A 22,749-nucleotide genomic window follows, 5' to 3' on the forward strand; every position below is an offset into this window, starting at 1 on the left:
TATGATTGTGGTGGAAAGTGGGGCAAAGTGGGGGACACGCGCGAGCGGGTGGTGAAGGCCGTTGTTCATGGGTGAGTACGAACATTCCCTCGACAGCAAAGGGCGGCTGACCATTCCGGCAAAGTTTCGGGATGGATTGGGGGATTCGTTCATCGTCACCCGCGGCCTGGATCAGTGCCTGTTCGCCTATCCGCTCGACGAGTGGCGCGCGCTCGAAGTGAAGCTCAAGTCTCTCCCCATGACGCGATCGGACGCGAGAGCCTTCGTGCGCTTCTTCTTTTCGGGCGCGTCCGAGTGCGAGGTCGACAAGCAAGGCCGCATTCTCCTGCCTCCGAAGCTGCGCGAGTACGCGAAGCTTGAGAAGGAGTGCACGCTGATCGGGGTGTCGAATCGAGTTGAAATTTGGAACACAGAGGTCTGGGAACACTATTCGAGCGACGCGGAGCGGTCGTTTGCGGAGATTGCGGAGAACCTCGTCGACTTTTCGTTCTGAATCGCGGGGGATGAGGGATTGGAATTTGCCCACGAGACGGTGTTGTTGGAAGAGGCTGTTGAAGCGCTGCGGCCACGGTCCGGCGGCGTCTACGTGGATGCCACGCTGGGAGGAGGCGGCCATACTGCCCGCCTTCTCGAGCGTTCCGCACCCGACGGCATCGTGATGGCGTTTGATCAAGACGAAACGGCCATCGAGCACGCCAAATCGCTGAAGCAAAAGTTTCCCGGTCGCCTCACAGTGGTCAAGGCGAATTTTGCCGAGATGGAGGAACACCTTCGGGCGCTTGGCGTGACGGCGGTCGACGGCGTCCTGTTCGATCTCGGCGTATCGTCACCTCAGTTTGATGTCCCGGAGCGAGGGTTCAGCTACTGGCATGAAGGCCCGCTCGACATGCGCATGGATCGGCGTCAGCCTCTCACTGCGCGCGAGGTCGTCAACGAGTGGGATGAGCGGGAACTAGCGCGCATCATCCGGGAGTACGGCGAGGAGAGGTTTGCGACGGCCATTGCGCGCGCCATCGCGCGGGCGAGGGCGAAAAAGCCTATCGAGACGACGACGGAACTGGCCGAGATTGTCAAGGGTGCCATTCCGGCTGCCGCGCGGCGCGCCGGCCCGCATCCCGCGCGTCGCACATTCCAAGCCATCCGCATCGCGGTGAACGATGAACTTGGCGTCTTGGAGCGCGGCGTAGAGGCGGCTTTTCGCATCTTGAGGCCCGGGGGACGGCTTTCGGTCATCACCTTCCATTCGCTTGAGGACCGAGCCGTCAAGCGGCTGTTTCAGACGTGGGCGCAGGGGTGCGTTTGTCCGCCGGAATTCCCGGTGTGTCAATGTGGCCGCAAACCTTTAGGACGTATGGTGTTGCGAAAGCCCGTGACGCCTTCGAGCGAGGAGTTGGAACGCAATCCGCGCGCGCGATCGGCGAAGCTGCGCGCTTTCGAAAAGCTGGATCATGGGGAGCGATGAATGCCATGTCTGCCGTACAACAGGAACTTCGCACGCGTCGCGAGGCGTGGGGGCACACGACGCCGGGGCGTGAACGGGATGCGCGAGAGGCGGAGCGGCGCGCCGCTCGCCGGCGTCTCTGGAACCGGGTGAGCTTCGCGTTGTGCTGTATCGTCAGCTTCGGAGCCGTATGGTGGGTCGCTGCCAAGGGGGCCGAGATCTACGAGCTGAACGACAAGCACGCGAAGCTCCAGGCGGCCATTGCTGCGCAGCAAGCGGTCAACGCCAACCTTCAAATGCAGGTGTCGGAGCTCGAGCAGCCCGCGCACATTCTGGATGTCGCCATCAACAAGTTGCACATGGTCTACAAAAATCCGGTGATGATTCCGACGCAGGGGAACGGCGAGTGATGGCATGAACCGAGGAAGCAGGCGAACGGGCAGGCAAAGCAGCTGGAAACGCCCGAAACGGCGGCTCTGGGCGCTCCAGTTGGCGATGGTGGCGACGCTTGGCGCCGTGGTCTGGCGCATTTACGACGTGCAGCGGGTGTATGGCGGAACCTTGAAGCACGATGCGGACAAGGTCATCGACGTGACGGAACCTCTTCTGGCGCCTCGTGGAGCCATCTTAGATGCAGAGGGCAATCGCCTCGCCTACGATGTCCCGGCCTATTACGTCGACATCGAACTCCAGCCCATTCGCCCGTATGCAGACCAAGCCGCGCGGATTCTCGCGCCCATCTTGGGGACCAACGCGTCCGATCTCGCCGCGCTCTTGTCGAAGCAAGCCGCCTGGATTCAGTTGCCGACGCCCGTGGAAGCCATCGTGAGGTCGAAGCTCGAGGCGGCGTTTGCCGCGCATGCCTGGGCACCAGATGACCGGCGCACAGCCTGGTCGAACTGCGTGACGTTCACTCCAACGGAACTGCGCGTGTATCCGTACGGCGATTTCGCGTCGAACGCCATCGGATATGTGGTCAAGGGCGTGGGCGAAAGCGGCGTGGAACTCGAGATGAATGCGTACTTGGCCGGCCAGAACGGCCTCATTTCGTACGAGCAGGATCCGACCGGCGTGCCCATTCCGGGCAGCGTGAAAATCGTCAAAGCCCCTAGGGCCGGAGACAACATTCAGTTGACCATCGACGACACCATCCAGGGCTACGTCGAAGACCAGATGGACGCGCTCGTGCAGAAATATCATCCGCAGCATGCCGCCATCGTGGTGTCCAATCCGCAGACCGGCGCCATTCTCGCCATGTCCAGTTGGCCCAACTTCAATCCCAACCAATACTGGAAGGCGAGTCTCGAGGCGCTTTCTTCCAATTGGGCGGTATCCAGCGCGTTCGAGCCCGGATCCACGTTCAAGCCGTTTGTGCTTGCGGCTGCGCTGGCAACGCATTCCATCAACCTCTACGACACGTTTCAGTCGGGGCAAATCACCATCGACGGCCGCACGATTCATGACTGGAACTACGTGGGGTTCGGCGTGCTGACCTACCAGCAGGCGCTCGAAGAATCGTCGAACGTGGGCTTTGCGCGGATTGCGATGGCCCTGGGATGGCCGAACCTGAACAAATACCTACAGCTATTTGGCTTCACGCAGCCTACCGGAATCGACCTTCCCAACGAGGCAAACTCTATCCTGTTTCCGCCGTCTGAACAGGGAGAACTCGAGCTCGCGACGGCGGGATTTGGACAAGGAATCGCGGTGACGCCGATGCAGCAGATTATGGCCATGGACGCGATTGCGAACGGTGGGCGGCTGATGCGGCCGTACATCATCAGCAAGGTGATCTCGCCCTCGGGCAAGGTGATTCGGGAGAATCGCCCGACGGTGATTCGGCAGGGATTTCTGCCGGAGAGCGTCATCGAAGCGGTTCGGGACACGATGGTGCTCGACGTTTCCGATCCAAAGCACGGCATCGATACGGGGGCCGCGATTCCAGGCTATGAGGTAGCGGGCAAGACGGGCACAGCCCAAATTGTGAATCCGGCGACCGGCGCGTACTACCAAAACAAGTTCGAGACCTCCTTCATCGGGTTCGTGCCCGCACAGGACCCCAAGGTTGTGGTGTACGTCACGGTGTACGATCCGCAGGTGGCGCCGGACGAAGCGTGGGGAAGCACGGTGGCCATTCCGATTGCGCGGGCCATCATGCAGGAGTGCCTGAACTACTATCACATTCCGCCGACGGGTGCCGTGAAATCCCTTCAGTCCGAGCCTGGGCAGGGCCAGGTGTCGTACGTGGAGACGCCGAATCTGGTCGGAATGTCGCAGACGGAGGCAGAGGCTGCGCTCGCACAGGATGGGCTGCAAGGAATGTTCGCCGGGTCGAGCGGCGTGATCGAGCGGCAATGGCCAGCGCCCGGCGTGGAGGTGCCGCGGGGCTCGAAGCTCTATGCGCTCCTTGCCAATCACGAGTCGGCCACCTTGACCATGCCGGATTTGACGGGCCTGACGCTTCGGGACGCGGCCAACTTGCTCGCCGCGATGGGTTTGGACGTCTCGACGGCGGGGTCGGGCTACGTGGTGAGTCAGTCCGTTCCTCCGGGGGCACGCGTGAAGGCGGGCGAGACCGTCGAGATTCGGTTATCTCCCAAGGGCTGACCGAAGTGTCGGCCCTTCTATTTCCGGGTGAGCGCGCATAGGCTAGTCTCAGCGAACAAGCTGTGCGACGTTGGGGGCGAGGTCTGTGCGCGTGACTCCGGGACTGATGAGGCGGCGGCTGGTGATGCTTCTCTTTGGGCTCTTTGCGGCCATCGGCGCGCTCATAGGCCGGCTCGCCTACGTGCAGGGCTGGCAGGCGACGTGGCTCTCGAACCTGGCCAAGCAGTCGTGGGATCGCACTGTGCCGCTGTCCGGCATCCGCGGGAGCATCTTGGCGAGCAACGGGCAGCCGCTGACGTACACGGCGAGTGCGCCCACCATCGTGGCCGTGCCAAGCCAGATCAAGGACAAAGCGGGCACGGCCGCGAAGCTGGCACCTATCCTTCATATGAGCGTGGACAGCGTGCTGCGGCAGATTTCCCAGCGGGAGCTCATGGTCTACATCCGCCCGGGAGGGCGCCAGATGTCGGAGGAGCAGGCGAACGCCGTCCGCAAATTGGAGTTGCCGGGCATCTACCTGACGGAGGACGGCAAGCGGGCGTACCCGTACGGATCGCTCGCGGCGCAGGTGCTCGGCATCACCGGCTATGACAACGTCGGACTCACAGGGCTCGAAAAGCAGTACAACGGTGTCCTGAGCGGCAAAAAGGGAGGCATCACGTTTTACGCGAAGGCGAACGGTGAACTGATTCCGGGCGAGGGTCAGTCGGTGGTCGAGCCGACGGACGGCGACGACATCAAGACCACCCTGAACCTCCAGATTCAGCAGTTCGTTGAGCGAGAGATCGAGCAGGCGGTGGCGGAGTATCATCCGGATTCTGTCACCGCGATTGTCGAGAACCCAAAGACGGGCGCCATCCTCGCCATGGCGAACTATCCCACGTTCAATCCCGCGGACTGGCGTTCGGCCGATCCGTCGACCTACAACCGCAACCTGGCCATCTGGCAGACCTTCGAGCCGGGATCCACCTTCAAGATTGTGACGTTGGCCGCGGCGCTACAGGAAGACAAGGTGAACTTGAACGATCGATTCTACGATCCCGGCTACTACGAAGTCGCCGGGCACCGCATTCGCTGCTGGAAGGCGGGCGGTCATGGCTCCGAGTCGTTTTTAAACGTGGTGGAAAACTCGTGCAACCCTGGGTTCATCGCCCTCGGCGAGCGTTTAGGCAAGGAAGCACTGTTCTCGTACATCCGCGCATTTGGATTTGGGCAAAAGACCGGGATTGATCTTCCCGGGGAAGGAAACGGGATCCTGTTCAAGCTGAATCAAGTTGGCCCGTTGGAGTTGGCCACCACCGCCTTCGGCCAGGGCGTGTCGGTCACGCCCATTCAGCAGGTGATGGCTGTGGGCGCCGTGGCGAACGGCGGCAAGCTGATGAAGCCTTATCTCGTGTCCGAAATCATCGACCCGGATACGGGCCGCGTGCTCTCCGTGACGAAGCCGACCGTGGTGCGCCAGGTCATTTCCCCCCAGGTGGCCGCGGAGGTGCGCGCTGCCCTGGAGAGCGTGGTGGCGAACGGGAGCGGTACCCGGGCGTACCGCGACGGTTACCGGATCGCCGGGAAAACCGGCACGGCACAAGTGGCGAAGAACGGGCGGTACGAGCCGGGGCACTACATCGTTTCCTTCATAGGGATGGCGCCAGCCAACGATCCAGCCCTGGTCGCTTACGTCGCCATTGACAACCCGCATCCGGAGCACGGGATCGTGTTTGGCGGCGTCATTGCCGCGCCGATTGTCGGAAACATTTTGGACGATGGGCTGCGCGAGCTCGGCGTGCCCCCGCAGACACAGGGACTCAAGAAGAAGTACCGGTACCCCGAGGTGCCGCCGGTGACGGTCCCGAACTTTGTGGGGCTCACCATGAAGGAGGCCCAGAACCTGGCGTTGCAGAATTCCGCGAACCTGAGGGTGCAGGTGCTTGGGCAGGGGGACGTGATCATCGCGCAGGCGCCGGCAGGGGGCGCGCAGGTGGAACCGGGATCGACCATCCGCCTCTACCGCGGTCAGAAGGCGCCATCCGGGAACCAGGTGGCGACCTTCGCGCTCGGAGGTTGACATCGGGTGACGGCTGACCTAGATTTGCGAATGGCACGCCGGAGGTTGGGAGGAAGGCGCTTTGCGACTGAGACAGCTGTTTCAGCCTTTCGTGAATTTTCAAGTCACCAACGGGGAGAACCCTGACGTCGTGAACATCACCACCGACTCGCGGGACGTCGAGCCCGGCAGCCTGTTTGTGGCGGTGCGCGGCCACACGGTGGACGGACACCGGTTTGCCCGGCAGGCTGTGGAGCGCGGTGCCGTGGCGGTGATGGTGGAAGAGCCCGTGGCCGATTTGCCTGCATCCATTCCTCAGGTGGTGGTGCCGGATACGCGCCATTGGAGCGCGCTGGTCGCGGACAGGCTGTTTGGAAGCCCGTCGCGCGAGCTCCGGGTGATTGGAGTCACGGGCACCAACGGCAAAACCACCGTGACGCACATCGTGCGTCACTTGCTCGATACCTCAGGGAGAAGAGCTGGACTCATTGGGACGGTCGGTGCCAAACTGGGTCAAGCCTCTTGGCCGCTTCCCAATACGACGCCTGAGGCCGTGGAGGTCCATCGATGGCTTCGTCGGTTCGCGGACGAAGGCGCGACACACGCAGTGATGGAGGTGTCGTCGCACGCGCTCGTGGAGCGGCGGGCGGCGGGGGTGTCGTTCGCCTGCGCCGCGTTCACGAACTTGACACAAGATCACCTCGATTTTCACGGTACCATGGAACGGTATGCAGCGGCGAAGGCGCTCCTGTTCTCTCGGCTCGGCAATGGCGCGGGGGATGATCCGGCCCGTTCCGTCTACGCGGTCCTCAATGCGGACGATCCCTGGTCTTGGGTGATGGCGGAGGCCTCCGCTGCGCCGATCCTCACCTACGGGATGGAGCGCTCTGCGGACGTCAAGGCTCGGGACGTGCGGCTTTCGGCAAGCGGCGCGCGCTTCTGGGTAGATTCCCCCGCAGGCGCGTTCGAGATTGAAACGCCGCTCATCGGCCGATTTAACGTCTACAACACGCTGGCGGCGGTCGCCATCGCCCTCGTGGAAGGGCTCACGCCGACAGAAATCCGGGACGGCATTCACTCGTATCCGAGCGTGCCCGGCCGGATGGAGCGTATCGACGAGGGCCAGCCGTTCTCGGTGTTTGTGGATTACGCGCACACGCCGGACGGGCTCGAGAACGTGCTCGCGGCGGTTCGCGAGTTCGCGCCTGCGCGCGTCCTCGTGGTGGTGGGCTGTGGCGGCGATCGCGACCGCACCAAGCGCCCCAAGATGGCGGAGGTGGCGGTGAGACTGGCGGACCGGGCCATCTTCACGAGTGACAACCCGCGGAGCGAGGATCCCTTCGCCATCCTCGCGGACATGCGCGCTGGCGTCCATGCGGCGCAAGCGCACAAGGTGCGGGAAGAGGTGGATCGCCGGCGCGCCATTGAGATGGCCATCTCGGAAGCGGAGCCTGGAGACGTCGTCGTGATCGCGGGTAAGGGACACGAGGACTACCAGATCATCGGCGCGGAGAAGCGCCATTTTGACGATCGCGAAGAAGCCCGCCGAGCCATACGCGCGCGGTACGGGCGGAACTAGGGGGCGTTTCCGTTGGACATTCAGGCGCTGTTGCTGACGGCGCTCGCGGCATTCGTGATCGGCGTGCTCTTGGGGCCCATCGCCATTCCGCTCTTGCACCGCCTCAAGTTTGGCCAGTCGATTCGCGAAGAGGGGCCCAAGCACCATCAGTCGAAGGCCGGCACGCCCACGATGGGCGGCGTGATCATCCTCGCTGCGGTGGTGCTGACGACCCTCCGATTTGCGTTCGGCAGCCTGGACACGGTCATGATGCTTGTCGCCACGGTGGGGTTCGGGCTGATTGGTTTCGCGGACGATCTGATTAAAATTGTAAAGAAGCGAAACCTGGGGCTTACAGCCAAGCAGAAAGTGGTGTTTCAGTCCCTGTTGACAGTCATGTTGTTCCTTCTCTTGTATCGGGAGCAGGGGCAGGAGGCGCTGTCCGTGCACATCCCCTTCACGGACGCCGCGATTCGCCTCGGCTTCTTGTACATCCTGTTTCTGATGCTGGTGTTGGTGGGCACGACCAACGCGGTCAACCTCACGGACGGACTGGACGGGCTGTTGTCGGGCTCGGCCATCATGGTGTTTGCGGCGTATGCGGTGTACGCCTATTGGCACACGAGCTACGATGTAGCCCTGTACTGTGCAGCCATGGTAGGGGCGCTCGCCGCGTTTCTCGTGTTCAACCGACATCCGGCGAAAGTGTTCATGGGCGACACGGGGTCGCTTGCCATCGGCGGGGGGCTCGCCATGGCCGCCGTCCTGACGCACAGCGAATTGACACTCATCCTGTTCGGCCTTGTGTTCGTTATCGAGGCTCTGTCCGTCATCATTCAGGTGTTTTCGTATCAGATGTTTGGACGGCGCGTCTTTCGCATGAGCCCGCTGCATCACCATTTCGAGCTCGGCGGCTGGTCGGAGTGGGAGGTCGTCATCCTCTTCTGGTTCGCGTCGTTCATCTGCGCCTTTGGCACGCTCGCGATGGTGTCGCATTGAGGGGGCGGACGAAGTGAAGCTTGTTACACCGGAAACCTGGTTGAATGCGCCGGGCGAGGTGCTCGTGGTGGGGCTGGGCAAAAGCGGAACCGCCGTCGCCGCGTTCCTCGCTCGGCGCGGCTTTCGCGTGACCGCGACGGACGAGCGGGCGCTCGACCTATCCGATCCGGCCATCGCGCCACTCGCCGCGCTTGGCGTGGATCTCGTGCTCGGCGGGCATCCGGATACGCTGGTCACGCGTCCGTGGCAGTTCGTGGCGAAAAGCCCTGGCATTCCGTATCATCAGCCCTTCATTGCCGAGCTGCTCAAGGCTTCGCACGTGATGGTGACGGACGTCGAGATTGCCTCATGGTTCGAGACTAGACCCATCTACGCCATCACGGGCTCCAACGGCAAGACCACCACTACGACGCTGGTGGGCGCGATGCTTGAGGCGTCGGGATATCGGCCGGTGGTCGCGGGCAACATCGGCACGCCGGTTTGCGACGTGGTGGATCAGCCGGGCGATCTGTTGGTCCTCGAGGTGTCGAGCTTTCAGCTGGAGGGCACGCACACGTTCCACCCGCGGGGCGGTGCGCTGCTGAATTTCTATCCCGCTCACCTGGACTATCACGGCACCTATGAGGCGTACCAGCAGGCGAAGTGGAAGCTGTTTGCGAATCAGACCCCAGACGATGTCGCCATTCTCAACTGGGATCAAGCGCTCGTGCGGGATGGAGCGGGCAATCTGGCGGCCCGCGTGCGTGGATTCAGCCTAGAGGGCGCACCCTTTGACGAAGGCGTGGGCGTGATCGACGGGACGTTGGTCGCCGTGACCGGACAGGAGCGAAGCCCCATTCTGCCGGTAGAGCAAGTGGCCTTACCGGGCCGGCACAATCTGCAAAACGCGGCGGCGGCAGCGGCGATGGCGCTCGCGGCCGGAGCGTCCGTGGAAGCTGTCGCCCGCGTGCTTGCGACGTTCCAGGGTGTCGAGCACCGGCTCGAGTTTGTGCGCGAGGTATCGGGTGTGCGATATTACAACGATTCGAAGGCGACGAATCCGGACGCCGCGCGACAGGCGCTCCGGTCGTTTGAGCGGGGCATCGTGTGGATTGCGGGCGGCCTCGACCGCGGAATTTCGTTCGATCCGCTGTTGCCGGATATCTCGGGGCGCGTCCGAGCCGCAGTCTTGCTCGGAGAGACCAAGGAGAAGCTGAGGGATGTGCTTGCCCGAGCGGGCGTGTCGACGTGCGTATTCGCTGCGTCCATGGAGGAGGCCGTGCGCGAGGCCAGCCGAATGGCGGAGCCGGGCGACGTGGTTCTGCTTTCGCCGGCCTGTGCCAGCTGGGATATGTTCCCGTCTTATGAGGTGCGGGGCAGCATGTTCAAAGAGGCCGTGCATAGACTGTAGCAGCGTGTCCAAAGGCCCGCCTTTGGACCATACCGCGCCACGAAGCGCGGGAGGGGAGGGAACGCGGTGTTGCGGTCTATGTCGGCGTCTTCGAAACAGGAGCCCGGTTCGTCGCCCGACTTCACGCTCGTAGGCGTCATCTTGCTCCTGCTCGCGTTTGGCGTGACCATGGTGCACAGCGCTTCGTCGGTCATCTCCGCGACGCGATTCCAGGACGCCTTCTACTTTTCCAAGCGGCAGTTCCTCTGGGCCCTGATGGGTGTCGGCCTGATGATCTGGCTCTCGCGCATCGACTACCACGTGTGGCGCAAGCACGCGCCCAAGATTGCGCTGGCGAGCTATGCGCTTCTGGTGCTTGTGCTTGTGGTAGGCGTGAACCGCGGAGGATCGAAGGCGTGGCTCGGCATCGGCTCGCTCGGCATTCAGCCATCCGAGTTCGCGAAATTGGGGCTCGTCATGTTTCTCGCGCACTTGCTCGCCGAGTCGAAGGACCGGATGCACTCGTTCTGGCGCGGATTCGTCCCGCCGATGGGACTCGCCCTGGTTGCGGTGGGACTCATCATGCTGGAGCCCGATCTCGGCCAGAGCGTCGTGATCATGGGGACCACGCTCATCATGCTGTTTGTCGCGGGCACGCGCTGGTCGCATTTGGCGGCCCTCTTTGGCGCGGGCGCCGTCGGATTCGCGGGTCTCGTCGCCATGGCGCCCTACCGGATGGACCGCATTTACGCCTTTTTAGACCCGTGGAAATACCCGCTTGGGAAGGGGTATCAGATCATCCAATCCCTCTATGCCCTCGGATCCGGTGGCATTCTGGGGCTCGGCCTCGGGCACAGTCGGCAGAAGTTTCTCTACCTTCCTGAGCCTCAGACCGACTTCATCTTTTCGATTGTCGGAGAGGAATTGGGCCTGCTCGGGACCGTCTCGGTGCTGCTGTTGTTTGCCGTGCTCATCTGGCGAGGCATCCGCACGGCGCTGTATGCGCCAGATGATTTCGGGACGCTTTTGGCGACGGGTATCACCGGAATGATTGCGGTGCAGGTGCTGATCAATATCGGCGTGGTGACCGGGTCCATTCCGGCGACGGGCATCACGTTGCCGTTTATCAGCTATGGCGGATCGTCGTTGACGCTGTTGCTGAGCGGCGTCGGCATTCTGCTCAACATTTCAAAGCAGGCGGGGATGGTAGAATGAAGGTGTTGCTGACGGGTGGGGGCACAGGCGGCCACATCTTCCCCGCCCTTTCGCTTTGGCGCCACTTGAAGGCCCGTGTCGAGCGCGCTGAATTTCTGTACGTGGGTACAGAGCAAGGGCTGGAACGCCGTCTCGTCCCCGAGGCCGGTCTCGCCTTCGCCTCCGTTCCCGCGGCGGGACTTCGGCGAGAACTGTCTCTGGACGCCGTGCGCACCCTGGCCATCACGTACCGCGGCTATCGGGAAGCGCTCCGCATTCTGCGCCACTTTCGGCCCGATGTCGCTGTTGGAACGGGGGGCTTTGTGTCGCTGCCGGTGATCTACGCCGCCACCAGGCTCGGCGTTCCGTCCGTGATCTGGGAAGGCAATGCGCGCCCCGGGCTCACCAATCAGCTCTTGATGCGGCGCGTGGACGCGGTGGCGGTGTGCTTTCCCGAGAGCGAGGCGCTCTTCCCGCGCGCCAAGCGCGTGGTATTCACGGGCAATCCGCGCGCGAGCGAGGTGGTGGAGGTCTCCGCGGAGGACAAGCGGAGGGCGCGCGATCACTATCGAATTCTGCGGGGACAGCGCGTCATTCTGATTGTGTTTGGCAGCAGGGGCTCGGAGACCGCGAATCGGGTGGTGGCGGAAATGCTTCCGCGCTTTGCGGACCGTCCCGAGTGGCGTGTGTTGTTCGTCACGGGCGAGCGCCATTTTGAGACCCTTCGCACAGAGGTGGGACCGCTCCCCCGGAATGTCACGCTCCACGCCTTCATTTCGGACATGCCTTCGCTTTTGCCTCACGTCGACCTCATGGTGAGCCGGGCCGGATCGAGCACGCTCGCGGAGATCTGCGCGCTCGGGGTCGCGTCCATCCTGGTTCCGAGCCCGTACGTGACGGCGAATCACCAGGAGGAAAACGCGATGCAGCTTGCCCGCGCGGGCGCCGCCCGAGTGGTCCGAGAAGCGGATCTCACGCCGGAAGTCCTTTGGAACGAGATCTGCGGCCTGCTCGAGGGCGATCTCGCTGAAGTTCGGGAGCGGGCGCGGAGCTTCGGCCGGCCGGACGCCGTCAGGCGGCTGGGCGATCTCGTCCTCGAAGTGGCGGAAAAGCGTCGCACCTAGGCACTCACCCTTTGCCTAGGGCGGCATATGATGCGGTTGCGGCGGTGAGGTAGGTGACCCAGTGAAAGCTCATGGAGGACCTGACATGCAAGACGATCCGTTGGTGAACATCCTGATGGAGCAAGGGGTGAAGGTGATCCGGGGCGAACCGATGAAGCGGCATACGACGTGGCGGATCGGCGGACCTGCCGATTACTTTGTCGAGCCGGACTCGGTGGACGCCCTGCGCGCGTGCGTTTGCGCCGCGCGAGACCACGGCCTACCTATCACCGTCATCGGCCGCGGCTCCAACACCCTGGTGTTGGACGGCGGGATTCGCGGCCTCGTCATCAAGCTGCACGACGCCTTCGCTTCGTGCGAGGTGAGAGAGGACGAGTGCGCGGTCTACGCAATGGCGGGCCGTTCGTACGTCGCGCTGGCGAATTTGGCCATCCGCCACGGTCTCTCAGGCCTCGAATTTGCGACCGGCATTCCCGGTTCCGTCGGCGGCGCGGTCATGATGAACGCAGGCGCTTACGGCCGCGAGACATGCGAGGTGCTCGCGTGGGCCGAGGTGATGGACGAGACCGGAGCCATCGCGCGGCTGTCGAACGAAGAGCTGCGCTTTGGCTACCGCTACAGCGTGCTCAAGGATCGCTTCGGGATTGTGACACGGGCCAAGTTTCAGCTGGAGCCAGGCAATCGCGACGAGATGCGGCGCCTCGTTCGCGAATGGTCCCAGCGGCGCATTGCGACTCAGCCACTCAGCTTTCCGAACTGCGGTTCCGTGTTTCGAAATCCCGAGGGCACCCACGCGGCCCGACTTATCGAGGAAGCGGGGCTCAAGGGACTGCGCCGCGGCCAGGCGATGATCAGCGACAAGCACGCGAACTTCATCATCAACCTGGGGAACGCTTCGGCAAGCGATGTGCTGTGGCTGATTCGGCACGCGCAGTCGGTGGTTCGAGAGCGGTTCGGCATCGCCCTTGAAACCGAGGTCCGCGTGCTTGGCGAACCCTTGTCGGGAGGTGCGGACGATGGAATTGCTGCGGATTGAGGGCGGCGTACCGCTGACCGGCGAAGTGCGGGTGGCCGGCGCGAAGAACGCGGCCCTTCCCATCCTCGCCGCCACTGTCATGGTGGCAGGTCGTTCCGTGATCAAAAACGTCCCCGATCTTGAGGATGTCCGCGTCATGTTGGAAATCCTGAAGAGTCTCGGTGCAAAGGTGTCCATGTCGGCCGGAACGGTGACGGTCGACGCCACCACGCTCTCTGCGACGCAGGTTCCTTCACACCTCATGCAGAAGATGAGGTCCCCCATGAGGCGCGAATTGCTCATCGCGACCGCCTGACGAAATCGCCGTGGGTGTCACGCCCGATGCACGCCGAGCTGGCCACATCTCCGTGGTATAATGACGGAGACCAGAGATTCACAGATGGAGATTTCCGCTAGGAGCGAGGGCCATGTTCGAAGCGTGTGTCATTGGTGCCGGCCCGTGTGGCTTGGCTGTGTCGGTCGAGCTGAAGCGGCGCGGCATTTCCCACGTCGTGATCGAAAAATCCTGCATCGTGTCGACCATCTACCGTTTCCCCACGCAAATGGTGTTCAACTCCACACCTGAACGCCTCGAGATTGGCGATATCCCGTTTTACACCGAACGGGCCAAACCCACCCGGATGGAGGCGCTGACGTACTACCGGACTGTCGTTCAGCGGCTCGAGCTGCCGGTCCGCCAGTACGAAGAGGTGAAAGCCGTCGAGCGGGACGGAAGCGGAGGATTTCGCATCCACTCGCGCACCCTTTCCGGGAGGCCGCTTGTGACGGAAACGAGAGCCGTGGTGGTGGCCACGGGTTACTTCGATCATCCCAACATGCTCGGCGTGCCCGGCGAAAACCTGCCCCATGTCACGCACTACTATCGGGACGCTCATCCCTATTACGGGCAGCGCGTGGTCATCATCGGTGGCACCAACTCCGCGGCTGAGGCCGCCATCGATCTGCACCGGGTCGGCGCGTACGTCACGCTCGTCCATCGGGGCCCGGCCATGTCCGACAAAATCAAGCCGTGGGTCAAGCCCGATATCCAGAGCCTCCTTGACAAACGGGCGATTGCCTTCCACTTTCGCTCGCGCGTCACCGAGATCTGCGCGGATCACGTTCGCGTCGAGACGCCCGAGGGTCGGCTCGACATTCCGTGCGATCACGTCCTGGCGCTTACGGGTTACCACCCGGATACTTCGTTTCTCGAAAAGCTTGGTGTCCAAATCGATCCAGAGACGGGGATCCCGGCGCACGACGAGGCGACCTATGAAACCAACGTGCCAGGCATCTACGTGGCGGGCGTGGTGGTGTCCGGATTTGACGCCAACCGCATCTTCATCGAAAACGGCCGCCTCCAAGCTCCCCGCATTGCCGATGCCATCGCCTCCAGGATGACCGCTCGCGTCGGCTAGCCTCGTCCGGCAAGATGGTCAAACCCTCCCGCATATCGGTCTGTCGGGAGGGGATTGAGATGCGAATTCGCGCCGTCTACGTCTGGGACGCAAGGCGTGAGGCACTGGTACCTGAGCGCGAGATGGAAGCGCAGGTGGCGCATCGCGTGATGGCCGTCGCCCGTCCCCTTTTGGAGCGCATGCTCGCGCACCGCGGCAGGCGGGTGAACGAGCCGTGACCGAGCGGCACCTGGCGCTCTACGTGCGGGTTTCGACGGAGGAGCAGGCCATATCCGGTCACAGCTTGAGGGAGCAAGAGGAGCAGCTCGTGGAATATGCTCGCTCGCACGGGTTTTCCCGGTACGAACTGTATTGCGACGACGGGTATTCCGGCAAGTCCTTGAACCGTCCGGCGATGGAGCGCTTGCGCGCCAACATCCGGGCGGGATGCGTGCTCGGCGTGGTGACCACGCGCATTGATCGGCTGACGCGGAGCGTCGCGGACTTCGCGCGCCTTGTCGACGAGATGAACCTGCATGGGGTTTTTTACCGCTCCACGAGGCAGAATTTCGAGATCTCGACGGCCATGGGGCGATTGGTGGCGCAGATGTTGTCCGTGATCGCCGAGTTCGAGCGGGAGATGATCGCGGAGCGCGTGCATGAAAATCTGCTGGCGATGGCCCAGCGCGGCGAGCTCGCCACGAAGCCGCCGTTCGGTTATCGGCTGGTCAACGGTCGCTTGACGCCGGATCCGCGCGAGGCCCGATGGGTGCGCGAGGGGGCGCGCCTTCTGTTGACGGGGGCGAGCCCGAGGGACGTCGCCATGGAGTTCAACGCCCTCGGCGTGCGGACGAAGACGGGGCGGCTGTGGACGGATCGCACGGTTCGGACGCTCTTTTCCAACCCGGCGCTGGCCGGTGTCTCCGTGTGGAACCGGCGCAAGACGCAAGGCAACCGGCGAACCGAGCGCGAGCCTGCCGAGTGGGTGTGCGTCGAAGGAGCGCACGAGGCGATTTTGAGCCCTGAGGAATTCGAAGTCCTGCGCAACATCCTCAAGCGGCGCCATGCGTTGTCGCCGAGATCGCAGGGTTCGAAGCGACCGCTCGCTGGCATCGCGCGGTGCGGCTTCTGTGGAAGCGCCATGTACGCAGGCTGGCAGGTGACCCAACGGGACCATGAGCGCGAAAAGAGGCCCATCTATCGCTGCGGGCGATACGTCACGGGTGGGGGGTGCACGCCCAATCAGGTGGACGCCAGAGCGCTGGAGACGCTGGTCGTGGAAGAACTCCTTCGGCGCGTTCGGCCTGACCTCGAAGCGATGGCCTCCGCTTATCAGGCGGATGCAGCGTCGAACGAGTTGCGCACGGTTCGGCGGAAGCGCCGCGTCGCCGTGGCACGCCTGAGCAGGCTCGCGGAGGCCTACGCGTCCGGTGTCGTGTCCGAGGAGGTGTTTGTCCGCGAGCAGGCTCGCCTTCTGCGCGCGCTTGAGGTATGTCGGGAGGCGGAGGCGCAATCGGCTGACCTATCGACTCCCGAGGGGTGGGAAGCATGGGTGAGCGCACTGTGCGCACGATTGGCTGACGATCCCCATCTGGAGCGCGCGCTGATCCTCTCCGTCGTGCGAGAGGTGCGCGTGTTTCGCCCAAAGCGGTCTCGCGAGGTGGACGTCGATCTCGTCCTGCGCCTCGAGTGACGCCAGGAACATCTATCGCGGAGCATGGGGTCTTCCATCTTCTTGATGGGGCCCCTCATGGCACGATGCGGTGAAGTGACCGTGTCCAAGCCGGGCGGGTGTGTCATTGGCCAGCGGCCCATTGATTTTCATCTTCGGGGACTCAGGGCGCTTGGGGCGCGGATTGAGGAATCCCATGGGCTGATTCGTTGTCAAGCTAAGCGCCTCGTCGGCACCCACATCGTGCTCGATTTTCCGTCGGTCGGCGCGACCGAGAACCTGCTGATGGCGGCGGTGTTGGCGGATGGCACCACGGTGATTGAAAACGCGGCGCGTGAGCCGGAAGTGGAGGACCTGGCGAACTTCTTGACGGCCGCAGGCGCGGAGATCCACGGGGCCGGATCGGCGCGCATTGAGGTGCGCGGGCGGTCGGAGCTCAGAGAGGCGTCGTACACGGTCATCCCGGACCGCATCGTCGCGGGCACGGTGATGGCCATGGTAGCCGCGGCGGGCGGCGAGGTGCGGCTTGTGGGTGCTCGGGCGGATCACCTGGGGGTTGTGCTTCAGAAACTGCGAGATGCAGGTATTCGCGCCGAGGTCGAACATGATATAATCACTATTATCTGTGAGGAGACCCCATCTCCCATTGACATCCGCACTGCGCCTTACCCAGGGTTTCCGACGGACCTTCAGGCGCCGTTTATGGCGTTTTTGACCATAGCCAGAGGCACGAGCATTGTGCAGGAAAGCGTGTTTGAAGCCCGTTTCAAGCACGTCGACGAATTGGTCCGCATGGGCGCCAACGTGTCGGTCGATCTGCGCACGGCCATCGTGCGAGGAGTGCCGCACTTGTCCGGCGCGCGTGTGACGGCGGCGGATCTCCGCGGTGGTGCGGCGCTCGTCGTGGCCGGCCTCGCGGCCCAGGGTGTGACCGAGGTCGAAGGACTCCAGCATATCGACCGCGGCTATGAGGACATGGCTGCGCTGCTTCGAATGCTCGGGGCACGCGCGTCGCGTACGAAGCAGTGAGTCAAGAGGGGGCGCACAGGCGGCGAAAGGCGTGAAAGCATGCCACGACAAGAAACGGCAGAAGAGCGCGAACGTCGAAAGGCGAGAAACCGGCGGATTGTCGTGAGCTTCTTCGCGTTCATCGGGCTTGTCGCGGTGCTGGAGTCGCCGCTCGCCCGCGTGCGCCACATTGAGGTGAGCGGCAACACGACCATTCCGATGGCGCAGATTGTGGCAGCGAGCGGTGTTGGGTACGGCGAGAGTCTCTGGGAAGTCAACCGAAAGCGGGCCGCTTCGGAGATCGTGGCGAAGTTGCCCATGGTGGATCGCGCCGCCATCTCCGTGTCGTGGCCGTCTGGGACCGTGTCCATCCGCGTTCACGAGCGAGACGTCGTCGCCGTGTACGCAGATCCCAGCGGGTTCTATGAGCTCATGTCAAACGGTTTTGTATACCAAAAGATCCCTTCCACCGCAGGGCTACCCTATCCCATCGTGACTGGCCAGGACTCGAACCTCACCGTGCACCAGATGGCTTCAGCCGCCGTCTCAGCGGTCTGTCATCAACTCGCTTCGGTTCCCGCGAGCGAGTTGACCGGCGTGTCGGAAATCCACGTCAACGGAGACGGCACGGTCACGCTCTATCTCGACAACGACTTCGAAGTGTTGGCGGACGTAGCGAATCTGCGAGGTTCGTTGGCCGCCATCCAGCCGACGATCCGCTATTTTGAGGGCAAGGGATATCGCCCGGGCGTGATTGACCTGACTGGGTCGCCGCCTTACCGATACACTCCGTTTTCGTCGGCGCCCAGTTCGAACGAAGATGCCTCATCGGCTTCTGGCCGAGGCGAGCCCGTCGAGGGGACAAGCTCCAAAACCGCCTCGCACCCCTAAAAAGGAGGGAGCCTGTGAACGCGCAAGGACGCGTCATCGCATCGCTCACGGTGGTCGCGGTGGCATTGGGCTACATGCTGACGGTGAGTTACCGGCAAAATCATGCGGCGGCCGCCCTCGGCGTGCTCTTTAGCGGCAATTCGGCGGTGAACCGTCAACTGGCAGAGCGGCTCAGCGAGTTGAAGCAGTCGAACCAGGAGGCTCAGCAACAGCTCGCCTCGCTGACGCAAGAGATTGCGCAATATGAGCAAATCTCCGCCGGATCGACCGACTCCGTTCAAGCGCTCCAGCAGCGAATGACGGGCGAACGCATCCTGGCGGGGCTCACGCCGGTTCACGGGCCGGGCATCCAGGTCACGCTGAACGACGGCAGCGCGGGCGGCAGCGACGTGGAGCAGATCCTCGCGCACGATTGGACGCTTCGCAATCTGGTCAACGAGTTGTTCACGGCCGGGGCGGAGGCTGTGGCCATCAACGATTATCGGGTTCTCGCCACATCCTCCATCGAATGCCAAGGGCCCGTGGTCTCCGTCAACGGCCATCGCCTCGGTGCCCCGTTCACGGTGGTGGCGATTGGGGATCCGGCGGTGCTCTCTTCTGCCCTCGAAATTCAGGGCGGCATTCTCGATGCGATGCGGCAGGAAGGTCTCCAGGTTTCAACGCCCGAGGTCGAGAACGATATCCACATCCCGGCCTACACCAATTCGCTGCAGGGGTGACGCAGATGCCCGCTCGCTCCAACCGAAGTCTCATCTGGGTGGCGACGGCCACGGTAGCCGCCCTGGGCTTCATGGTGACGGTCGATCTGACGGCGGAGGGGCCCGTTGGCTCGGGCAACACGAGTTATATCGATCTTCGCACGCAGGTCTCCGAACAGGCGCAGGAACACATCCTTCTCGAACAACAGATTTCGAAGCTCGAGGCTCAGCTCGCGGAGTACAGGGCCGCGAGCGGCAGTCAGAAGGAGCTCCGACAAGTGTTGGCGCGGGATGAGCGCCAGTTGGCGGTAGAGGCCGGGCTCACGGCCGTCACGGGCCCGGGAATCACCATCACCATCCAGCCTGATGCGAAGCTGGGCGCGAGCCCAGCTCAGATGGCGCTGTTTCCTCAACAAGCGGATCAGTGGTTGGACGAGGTCGTCAACGTCCTGTTTGCCAATGGTGCCACGGCCATCGCCATGAATGGCCAACGCCTGGTCGGCACCTCGTCCATTCGGCTCGTCGAGGTGAACGGGATCGGCAGCGTGCACGTGAATGGAAAGCCTATCGAGGAGCCTTACGTGATTCAGGCGGTGGGCAACGTGCAACAGATGGAAACCGGGCTCTCGGTGAACGTCTTGCAGGGCTATTTTGAGGCGATGGGCGAAGATTTCATCATTCGGGCCTACCCCTCGTCCAACGGTGTGACCGTGCCTGCGTACACGGGACCGTTGCCTGGGCAATACGCGAAGGAGGGGAATGGCTGATGTACTGGCTGCCGGTTTTAGGCTTGGCCGTTGGCATTGGGCTCGGTTTGGTGACCAACGTCGTCATTCCTGTCGCGTTCACGAGCTATCTTTCCATTGCCATCCTTGCCGCGCTCGACACCGTCGTGGGCGGCATTCGAGCGAGTTTGGACAAGACATTCGACAGCGCCGTGTTTCTATCTGGTTTCTTTACCAACACCTTGGTTGCCGCCCTGTTGGCTTACATCGGTAACCAGCTTGGTGTGGACCTCTATTTGGCGGCCGTTGTGGCGTTTGGCGTCCGCCTGTTTCAAAACATCGCCGTCATCCGTCGGCACGTGTTCACCCTCATTCGGCAGCGACGCGTGGCCCGGCGCATGGCTTCCACGAAGGATTGATGGAAGCGGCTCCTGGAAATCAAAGATTTTTCGCCCGCGCTAGAGGATTGTCGAAATCCGTGTGGAAGTAGATAGAGAATCGCAGTCTCGGGCGCTCTAGGGAGGTGCCACTCGGTTGGCCAAGGAGGACTACATTGTCAGTCTCGACATCGGCACTTCGAAGGTGCGAGTCATCATCGGAGAGTCGACCGGAAACAACTTGAACATCATTGGAGTGGGCTCCGCCTCGAGTCAAGGACTGCGCCACGGTGCGATTGTCGATATTGACAAAACGGTTGATTCAATCCGCGAAGCGGTCGATCACGCCGAGCGCATGGTGGGGATTCGCATCCCATCCGCATACGTCGGCATCTCGGGGGAGCACATTCAGCTGCACAGCTCTCACGGGGTGGTCGCCGTGTCCTCGGCGGACCGCGAGATCACGGATGAAGATATTGAACGCGTTTTGCAGCAAGCGCGAGTCGTGGCGCTGCCTCCGGAACGCGAGGTCATTGACGTGGTTGCGAAAGAGTTTGTCGTCGACGGCCTGCGCGGCATCATGGATCCGCGCGGGATGCTCGGCGTGCGGCTGGAGGTGGATGCGTACCTCATCACCGGAAGCCGCACCGCCATTCACAACATTGTCCGATGCGTGGAGCGCGCGGGACTGGAAGTGGCGAATCTCGTGCTCGCGCCCATGGCCGCGAGCCAAATCGCGCTCACCCAGGACGAGCGGAAGTTGGGCGTCGCCTTGGTGGACGTGGGCGCGGGCGTGACGTCGGTCAGCGTGTTCGCGAACGGCGTGCTGATGGGGACAAGCATCATTCCCATTGGCGGCGACTATGTGACGCAAGACATCGCCATCGGGCTGCGCACCAACACGGTCGCGGCCGAACAAGTCAAGCTCCGCCACGCCTGCGCGATGGTGGAGCAGGCATCTGAGCATGAGACCTTTCGGGTGCCCCGCATGGGGAGCAACAAGGAGGCCGAGTTCACGCAGTACGATCTCGCCACGATTATCGAGCCTCGCATGCAGGAGATATTCGGCTTAGTGCGAAAAGAAGTAGAAAAGATGGGTTACGCCGACGAGCTGCCGGCGGGTTACGTGTTTCACGGCGGCGTCATGTCGACGCCTTCCGCGGCCGAGTTGGCGGGGGAGGAACTGCAGGCGCCTGTGCGCATCGCCGTTCCAGAGTTCCTCGGGGTGCGCGATCCGTCCTTCGTCAACGGGGTCGGCATGATTGTGTATGCTGCGCGCACGGGGCTTCGCCCAAGCTCGGCGGATTACAACGCTGGCGCTCGTCAGGTTCGTTCGTCCAATCACGTCGGCGTATTTGCACGAATCAAAGATTGGCTGCGCGATTTCGTGTGATGTCGGCCGGTGTGTGCGCGCACGTGCGCGCTGACACCATACTGTCGCAGGGGAAGTGCGGAGCCAAATAGATTAGGAGGACCCACAGTGCTGGAATTCGATTTTGAAACTGATTCCCTTGCCAATATTAAGGTGATCGGCGTCGGCGGCGGCGGGTGCAATGCGGTGAACCGGATGATCGAATCGGGCGTCAAGGGCGTGGAGTTTATCGTCGTGAACACGGATGCCCAGGCGCTCAAGCTGTCGAAGGCCGAAACGAAGCTCCAGATTGGCGAAAAGTTGACCCGCGGTTTGGGCGCAGGCGCGAATCCCGAGATTGGGAAGAAGGCAGCGGAAGAGAGCCGTGAAATGCTGGCCAACGCGCTGAAAGGCGCGGACATGGTGTTTGTCACGGCGGGGATGGGCGGCGGCACAGGGACGGGCGCCGCACCGGTCATCGCCGAGATTGCGAAGGAGCTCGGCGCCCTCACGGTGGGTGTCGTGACGAAGCCATTCCGGTTTGAGCAGCGTCGCCGCATGATTCAGGCCGAGCAGGGCGTCAACGAGCTGAAGCAGAAGGTCGACACGCTCATCGTCATTCCGAACGACCGCCTGCTCGAGATTGTGGATCGCAATACACCTGTCCTGGAAGCATTCCGAGAGGCGGACAACGTTCTGCGGCAAGGCGTGTCGGGCATCTCGGATCTCATCGCGACGCCCGCTCTCATCAACGTGGACTTCGCGGACGTGAAGGCCATTATGACGGAGCGCGGCTCGGCCCTTATGGGTATCGGCATCGCCTCTGGCGAAAATCGGGCCGCGGAGGCGGCGAAGAAAGCCATCTCGTCGCCGCTTTTGGAAACGTCCATCGACGGCGCGCGCGGCATCCTCATGCACGTCGCGGGCGGGACGAATCTCAGCCTCTGGGAGGTCAACGAAGCTGCGGATATCGTGTCGATGACTGCGGATCCAGATGTCAACATGATCTTCGGTGCGGCCATCGATCCGAATCTCGAAGACGAGATTGTCGTCACCGTGATTGCGACGGGATTTGATGGTTCCAATCAGCAGCAACAACAAGCGCGGCAGAATCAACTGCACCACGAGCCGCACGACAACGTCGTGCGAGGGACGGTACAGCGCCATCCGTCGGCGCAGGACCCGGTCATCCATGTGCCGAACACGGGGAATCCGTGGGAAATTCCGGCGTTCATGCGCCGCCAGAACAGCAGGTTTGGGCGCGATCGCTGAGCCTGCCGAA

The 22,749-nt window shown here is 62.8% G+C and carries 21 protein-coding genes and 1 pseudogene; all 22 read left to right on the top strand.

Annotated features, from left to right (window positions below):
- Positions 1 to 61: 61 nt before the first annotated feature.
- The 22 genes and pseudogenes from mraZ to ftsZ all read left to right on the top strand — a co-directional run bounded on the left by mraZ (position 62) and on the right by ftsZ (position 22,739).
- Positions 62 to 493, top strand: a complete 432-nt coding sequence (gene mraZ / locus AC27E8_RS12540; protein ID WP_487099590.1) for a division/cell wall cluster transcriptional repressor MraZ — start codon at positions 62 to 64, stop codon at positions 491 to 493.
- A gap of 18 nt (positions 494 to 511) precedes the next feature.
- Positions 512 to 1,462, top strand: coding sequence for a 16S rRNA (cytosine(1402)-N(4))-methyltransferase RsmH (rsmH, locus tag AC27E8_RS12545; RefSeq protein WP_487099591.1), 951 nt, complete (start codon positions 512 to 514; stop codon positions 1,460 to 1,462).
- A 5-nt stretch (positions 1,463 to 1,467) separates the two neighbouring features.
- Entirely contained in the window at positions 1,468 to 1,851 is a 384-nt protein-coding gene (locus tag AC27E8_RS12550) for a septum formation initiator family protein (RefSeq protein ID WP_487099592.1), read from the top strand.
- A 4-nt stretch (positions 1,852 to 1,855) separates the two neighbouring features.
- The gene (locus tag AC27E8_RS12555; RefSeq protein ID WP_487099593.1) at positions 1,856 to 4,048 is read left to right on the top strand and encodes a penicillin-binding transpeptidase domain-containing protein; all 2,193 of its coding nucleotides are present in this window, start codon (positions 1,856 to 1,858) and stop codon (positions 4,046 to 4,048) included.
- 85 nt (positions 4,049 to 4,133) lie between these two features.
- The gene (locus tag AC27E8_RS12560; protein WP_487099594.1) at positions 4,134 to 6,110 is read left to right on the top strand and encodes a stage V sporulation protein D; all 1,977 of its coding nucleotides are present in this window, start codon (positions 4,134 to 4,136) and stop codon (positions 6,108 to 6,110) included.
- 61 nt (positions 6,111 to 6,171) lie between these two features.
- A complete protein-coding gene (locus AC27E8_RS12565; protein ID WP_487099595.1) occupies positions 6,172 to 7,668 on the top strand; it encodes a UDP-N-acetylmuramoyl-L-alanyl-D-glutamate--2,6-diaminopimelate ligase in 1,497 nt (498 codons plus the stop codon).
- Between the two features lie 12 nt (positions 7,669 to 7,680).
- Positions 7,681 to 8,646, top strand: a complete 966-nt coding sequence (gene mraY / locus AC27E8_RS12570) for a phospho-N-acetylmuramoyl-pentapeptide-transferase (RefSeq protein WP_487099596.1) — start codon at positions 7,681 to 7,683, stop codon at positions 8,644 to 8,646.
- A gap of 13 nt (positions 8,647 to 8,659) precedes the next feature.
- The gene (gene murD, locus AC27E8_RS12575; protein WP_487099598.1) at positions 8,660 to 10,036 is read left to right on the top strand and encodes a UDP-N-acetylmuramoyl-L-alanine--D-glutamate ligase; all 1,377 of its coding nucleotides are present in this window, start codon (positions 8,660 to 8,662) and stop codon (positions 10,034 to 10,036) included.
- Between the two features lie 78 nt (positions 10,037 to 10,114).
- Positions 10,115 to 11,230, top strand: coding sequence for a stage V sporulation protein E (gene spoVE / locus AC27E8_RS12580; protein WP_487099689.1), 1,116 nt, complete (start codon positions 10,115 to 10,117; stop codon positions 11,228 to 11,230).
- Positions 11,227 to 12,333: an undecaprenyldiphospho-muramoylpentapeptide beta-N-acetylglucosaminyltransferase gene (gene murG / locus AC27E8_RS12585; RefSeq protein WP_487099599.1), complete on the top strand. Its 1,107-nt coding sequence runs from the start codon at positions 11,227 to 11,229 to the stop codon at positions 12,331 to 12,333. The genes spoVE and murG overlap by 4 nt, the downstream gene beginning before the upstream one ends.
- A gap of 85 nt (positions 12,334 to 12,418) precedes the next feature.
- Positions 12,419 to 13,369: a UDP-N-acetylmuramate dehydrogenase gene (gene murB, locus AC27E8_RS12590; RefSeq protein ID WP_487099600.1), complete on the top strand. Its 951-nt coding sequence runs from the start codon at positions 12,419 to 12,421 to the stop codon at positions 13,367 to 13,369.
- The gene (locus tag AC27E8_RS12595; protein ID WP_487099601.1) at positions 13,350 to 13,664 is read left to right on the top strand and encodes a UDP-N-acetylglucosamine 1-carboxyvinyltransferase; all 315 of its coding nucleotides are present in this window, start codon (positions 13,350 to 13,352) and stop codon (positions 13,662 to 13,664) included. Before murB ends, AC27E8_RS12595 begins: the two co-directional genes overlap by 20 nt.
- 112 nt (positions 13,665 to 13,776) lie before the next feature.
- Positions 13,777 to 14,766: a YpdA family putative bacillithiol disulfide reductase gene (locus AC27E8_RS12600; RefSeq protein ID WP_487099603.1), complete on the top strand. Its 990-nt coding sequence runs from the start codon at positions 13,777 to 13,779 to the stop codon at positions 14,764 to 14,766.
- A 59-nt stretch (positions 14,767 to 14,825) separates the two neighbouring features.
- Complete coding sequence (locus AC27E8_RS12605) at positions 14,826 to 14,984, top strand: hypothetical protein (RefSeq protein WP_487099605.1); 159 nt, start codon at positions 14,826 to 14,828, stop codon at positions 14,982 to 14,984.
- Positions 14,981 to 16,438 (top strand): recombinase family protein, encoded by a 1,458-nt coding sequence (locus tag AC27E8_RS12610; protein ID WP_487099607.1) that lies wholly within the window; start codon positions 14,981 to 14,983, stop codon positions 16,436 to 16,438. Before AC27E8_RS12605 ends, AC27E8_RS12610 begins: the two co-directional genes overlap by 4 nt.
- Positions 16,439 to 16,456: 18 nt before the next feature.
- A pseudogene (gene murA, locus AC27E8_RS12615) lies at positions 16,457 to 17,446 on the top strand (UDP-N-acetylglucosamine 1-carboxyvinyltransferase); the annotation flags it as partial.
- 39 nt (positions 17,447 to 17,485) lie between these two features.
- Positions 17,486 to 18,316, top strand: coding sequence for a cell division protein FtsQ/DivIB (locus tag AC27E8_RS12620; RefSeq protein ID WP_487099609.1), 831 nt, complete (start codon positions 17,486 to 17,488; stop codon positions 18,314 to 18,316).
- Positions 18,317 to 18,330: 14 nt separating this feature from the next.
- Positions 18,331 to 19,035: a DUF881 domain-containing protein gene (locus tag AC27E8_RS12625; protein WP_487099611.1), complete on the top strand. Its 705-nt coding sequence runs from the start codon at positions 18,331 to 18,333 to the stop codon at positions 19,033 to 19,035.
- Positions 19,036 to 19,040: 5 nt separating this feature from the next.
- On the top strand, positions 19,041 to 19,781 hold the full coding sequence (locus AC27E8_RS12630) for a DUF881 domain-containing protein (RefSeq protein WP_487099613.1): 741 nt from the start codon (positions 19,041 to 19,043) through the stop codon (positions 19,779 to 19,781).
- A complete protein-coding gene (locus AC27E8_RS12635; protein ID WP_008339613.1) occupies positions 19,781 to 20,158 on the top strand; it encodes a small basic family protein in 378 nt (125 codons plus the stop codon). Before AC27E8_RS12630 ends, AC27E8_RS12635 begins: the two co-directional genes overlap by 1 nt.
- Before the next feature lie 115 nt (positions 20,159 to 20,273).
- A complete protein-coding gene (gene ftsA, locus AC27E8_RS12640) occupies positions 20,274 to 21,509 on the top strand; it encodes a cell division protein FtsA (protein ID WP_012810653.1) in 1,236 nt (411 codons plus the stop codon).
- Positions 21,510 to 21,596: 87 nt separating this feature from the next.
- A complete protein-coding gene (gene ftsZ / locus AC27E8_RS12645; protein ID WP_041695095.1) occupies positions 21,597 to 22,739 on the top strand; it encodes a cell division protein FtsZ in 1,143 nt (380 codons plus the stop codon).
- Positions 22,740 to 22,749: the final 10 nt, after the last annotated feature.

The organism is Alicyclobacillus sp. CIJ1, assembly GCF_057538885.1.

Coding starts and splice junctions, on each gene's coding strand:
- AC27E8_RS12600 (WP_487099603.1), top strand. CDS start 13,777: ATGTTCGAAGCGTGTGTCATTGGTGCCGGCCCGTGTGGCTTGGCTGTG.
- AC27E8_RS12630 (WP_487099613.1), top strand. CDS start 19,041: ATGCCCGCTCGCTCCAACCGAAGTCTCATCTGGGTGGCGACGGCCACG.
- AC27E8_RS12605 (WP_487099605.1), top strand. CDS start 14,826: ATGCGAATTCGCGCCGTCTACGTCTGGGACGCAAGGCGTGAGGCACTG.
- murB (WP_487099600.1), top strand. CDS start 12,419: ATGCAAGACGATCCGTTGGTGAACATCCTGATGGAGCAAGGGGTGAAG.
- AC27E8_RS12595 (WP_487099601.1), top strand. CDS start 13,350: ATGGAATTGCTGCGGATTGAGGGCGGCGTACCGCTGACCGGCGAAGTG.
- AC27E8_RS12555 (WP_487099593.1), top strand. CDS start 1,856: ATGAACCGAGGAAGCAGGCGAACGGGCAGGCAAAGCAGCTGGAAACGC.
- murG (WP_487099599.1), top strand. CDS start 11,227: ATGAAGGTGTTGCTGACGGGTGGGGGCACAGGCGGCCACATCTTCCCC.
- AC27E8_RS12550 (WP_487099592.1), top strand. CDS start 1,468: ATGTCTGCCGTACAACAGGAACTTCGCACGCGTCGCGAGGCGTGGGGG.
- AC27E8_RS12620 (WP_487099609.1), top strand. CDS start 17,486: ATGCCACGACAAGAAACGGCAGAAGAGCGCGAACGTCGAAAGGCGAGA.
- AC27E8_RS12635 (WP_008339613.1), top strand. CDS start 19,781: ATGTACTGGCTGCCGGTTTTAGGCTTGGCCGTTGGCATTGGGCTCGGT.
- spoVE (WP_487099689.1), top strand. CDS start 10,115: ATGTCGGCGTCTTCGAAACAGGAGCCCGGTTCGTCGCCCGACTTCACG.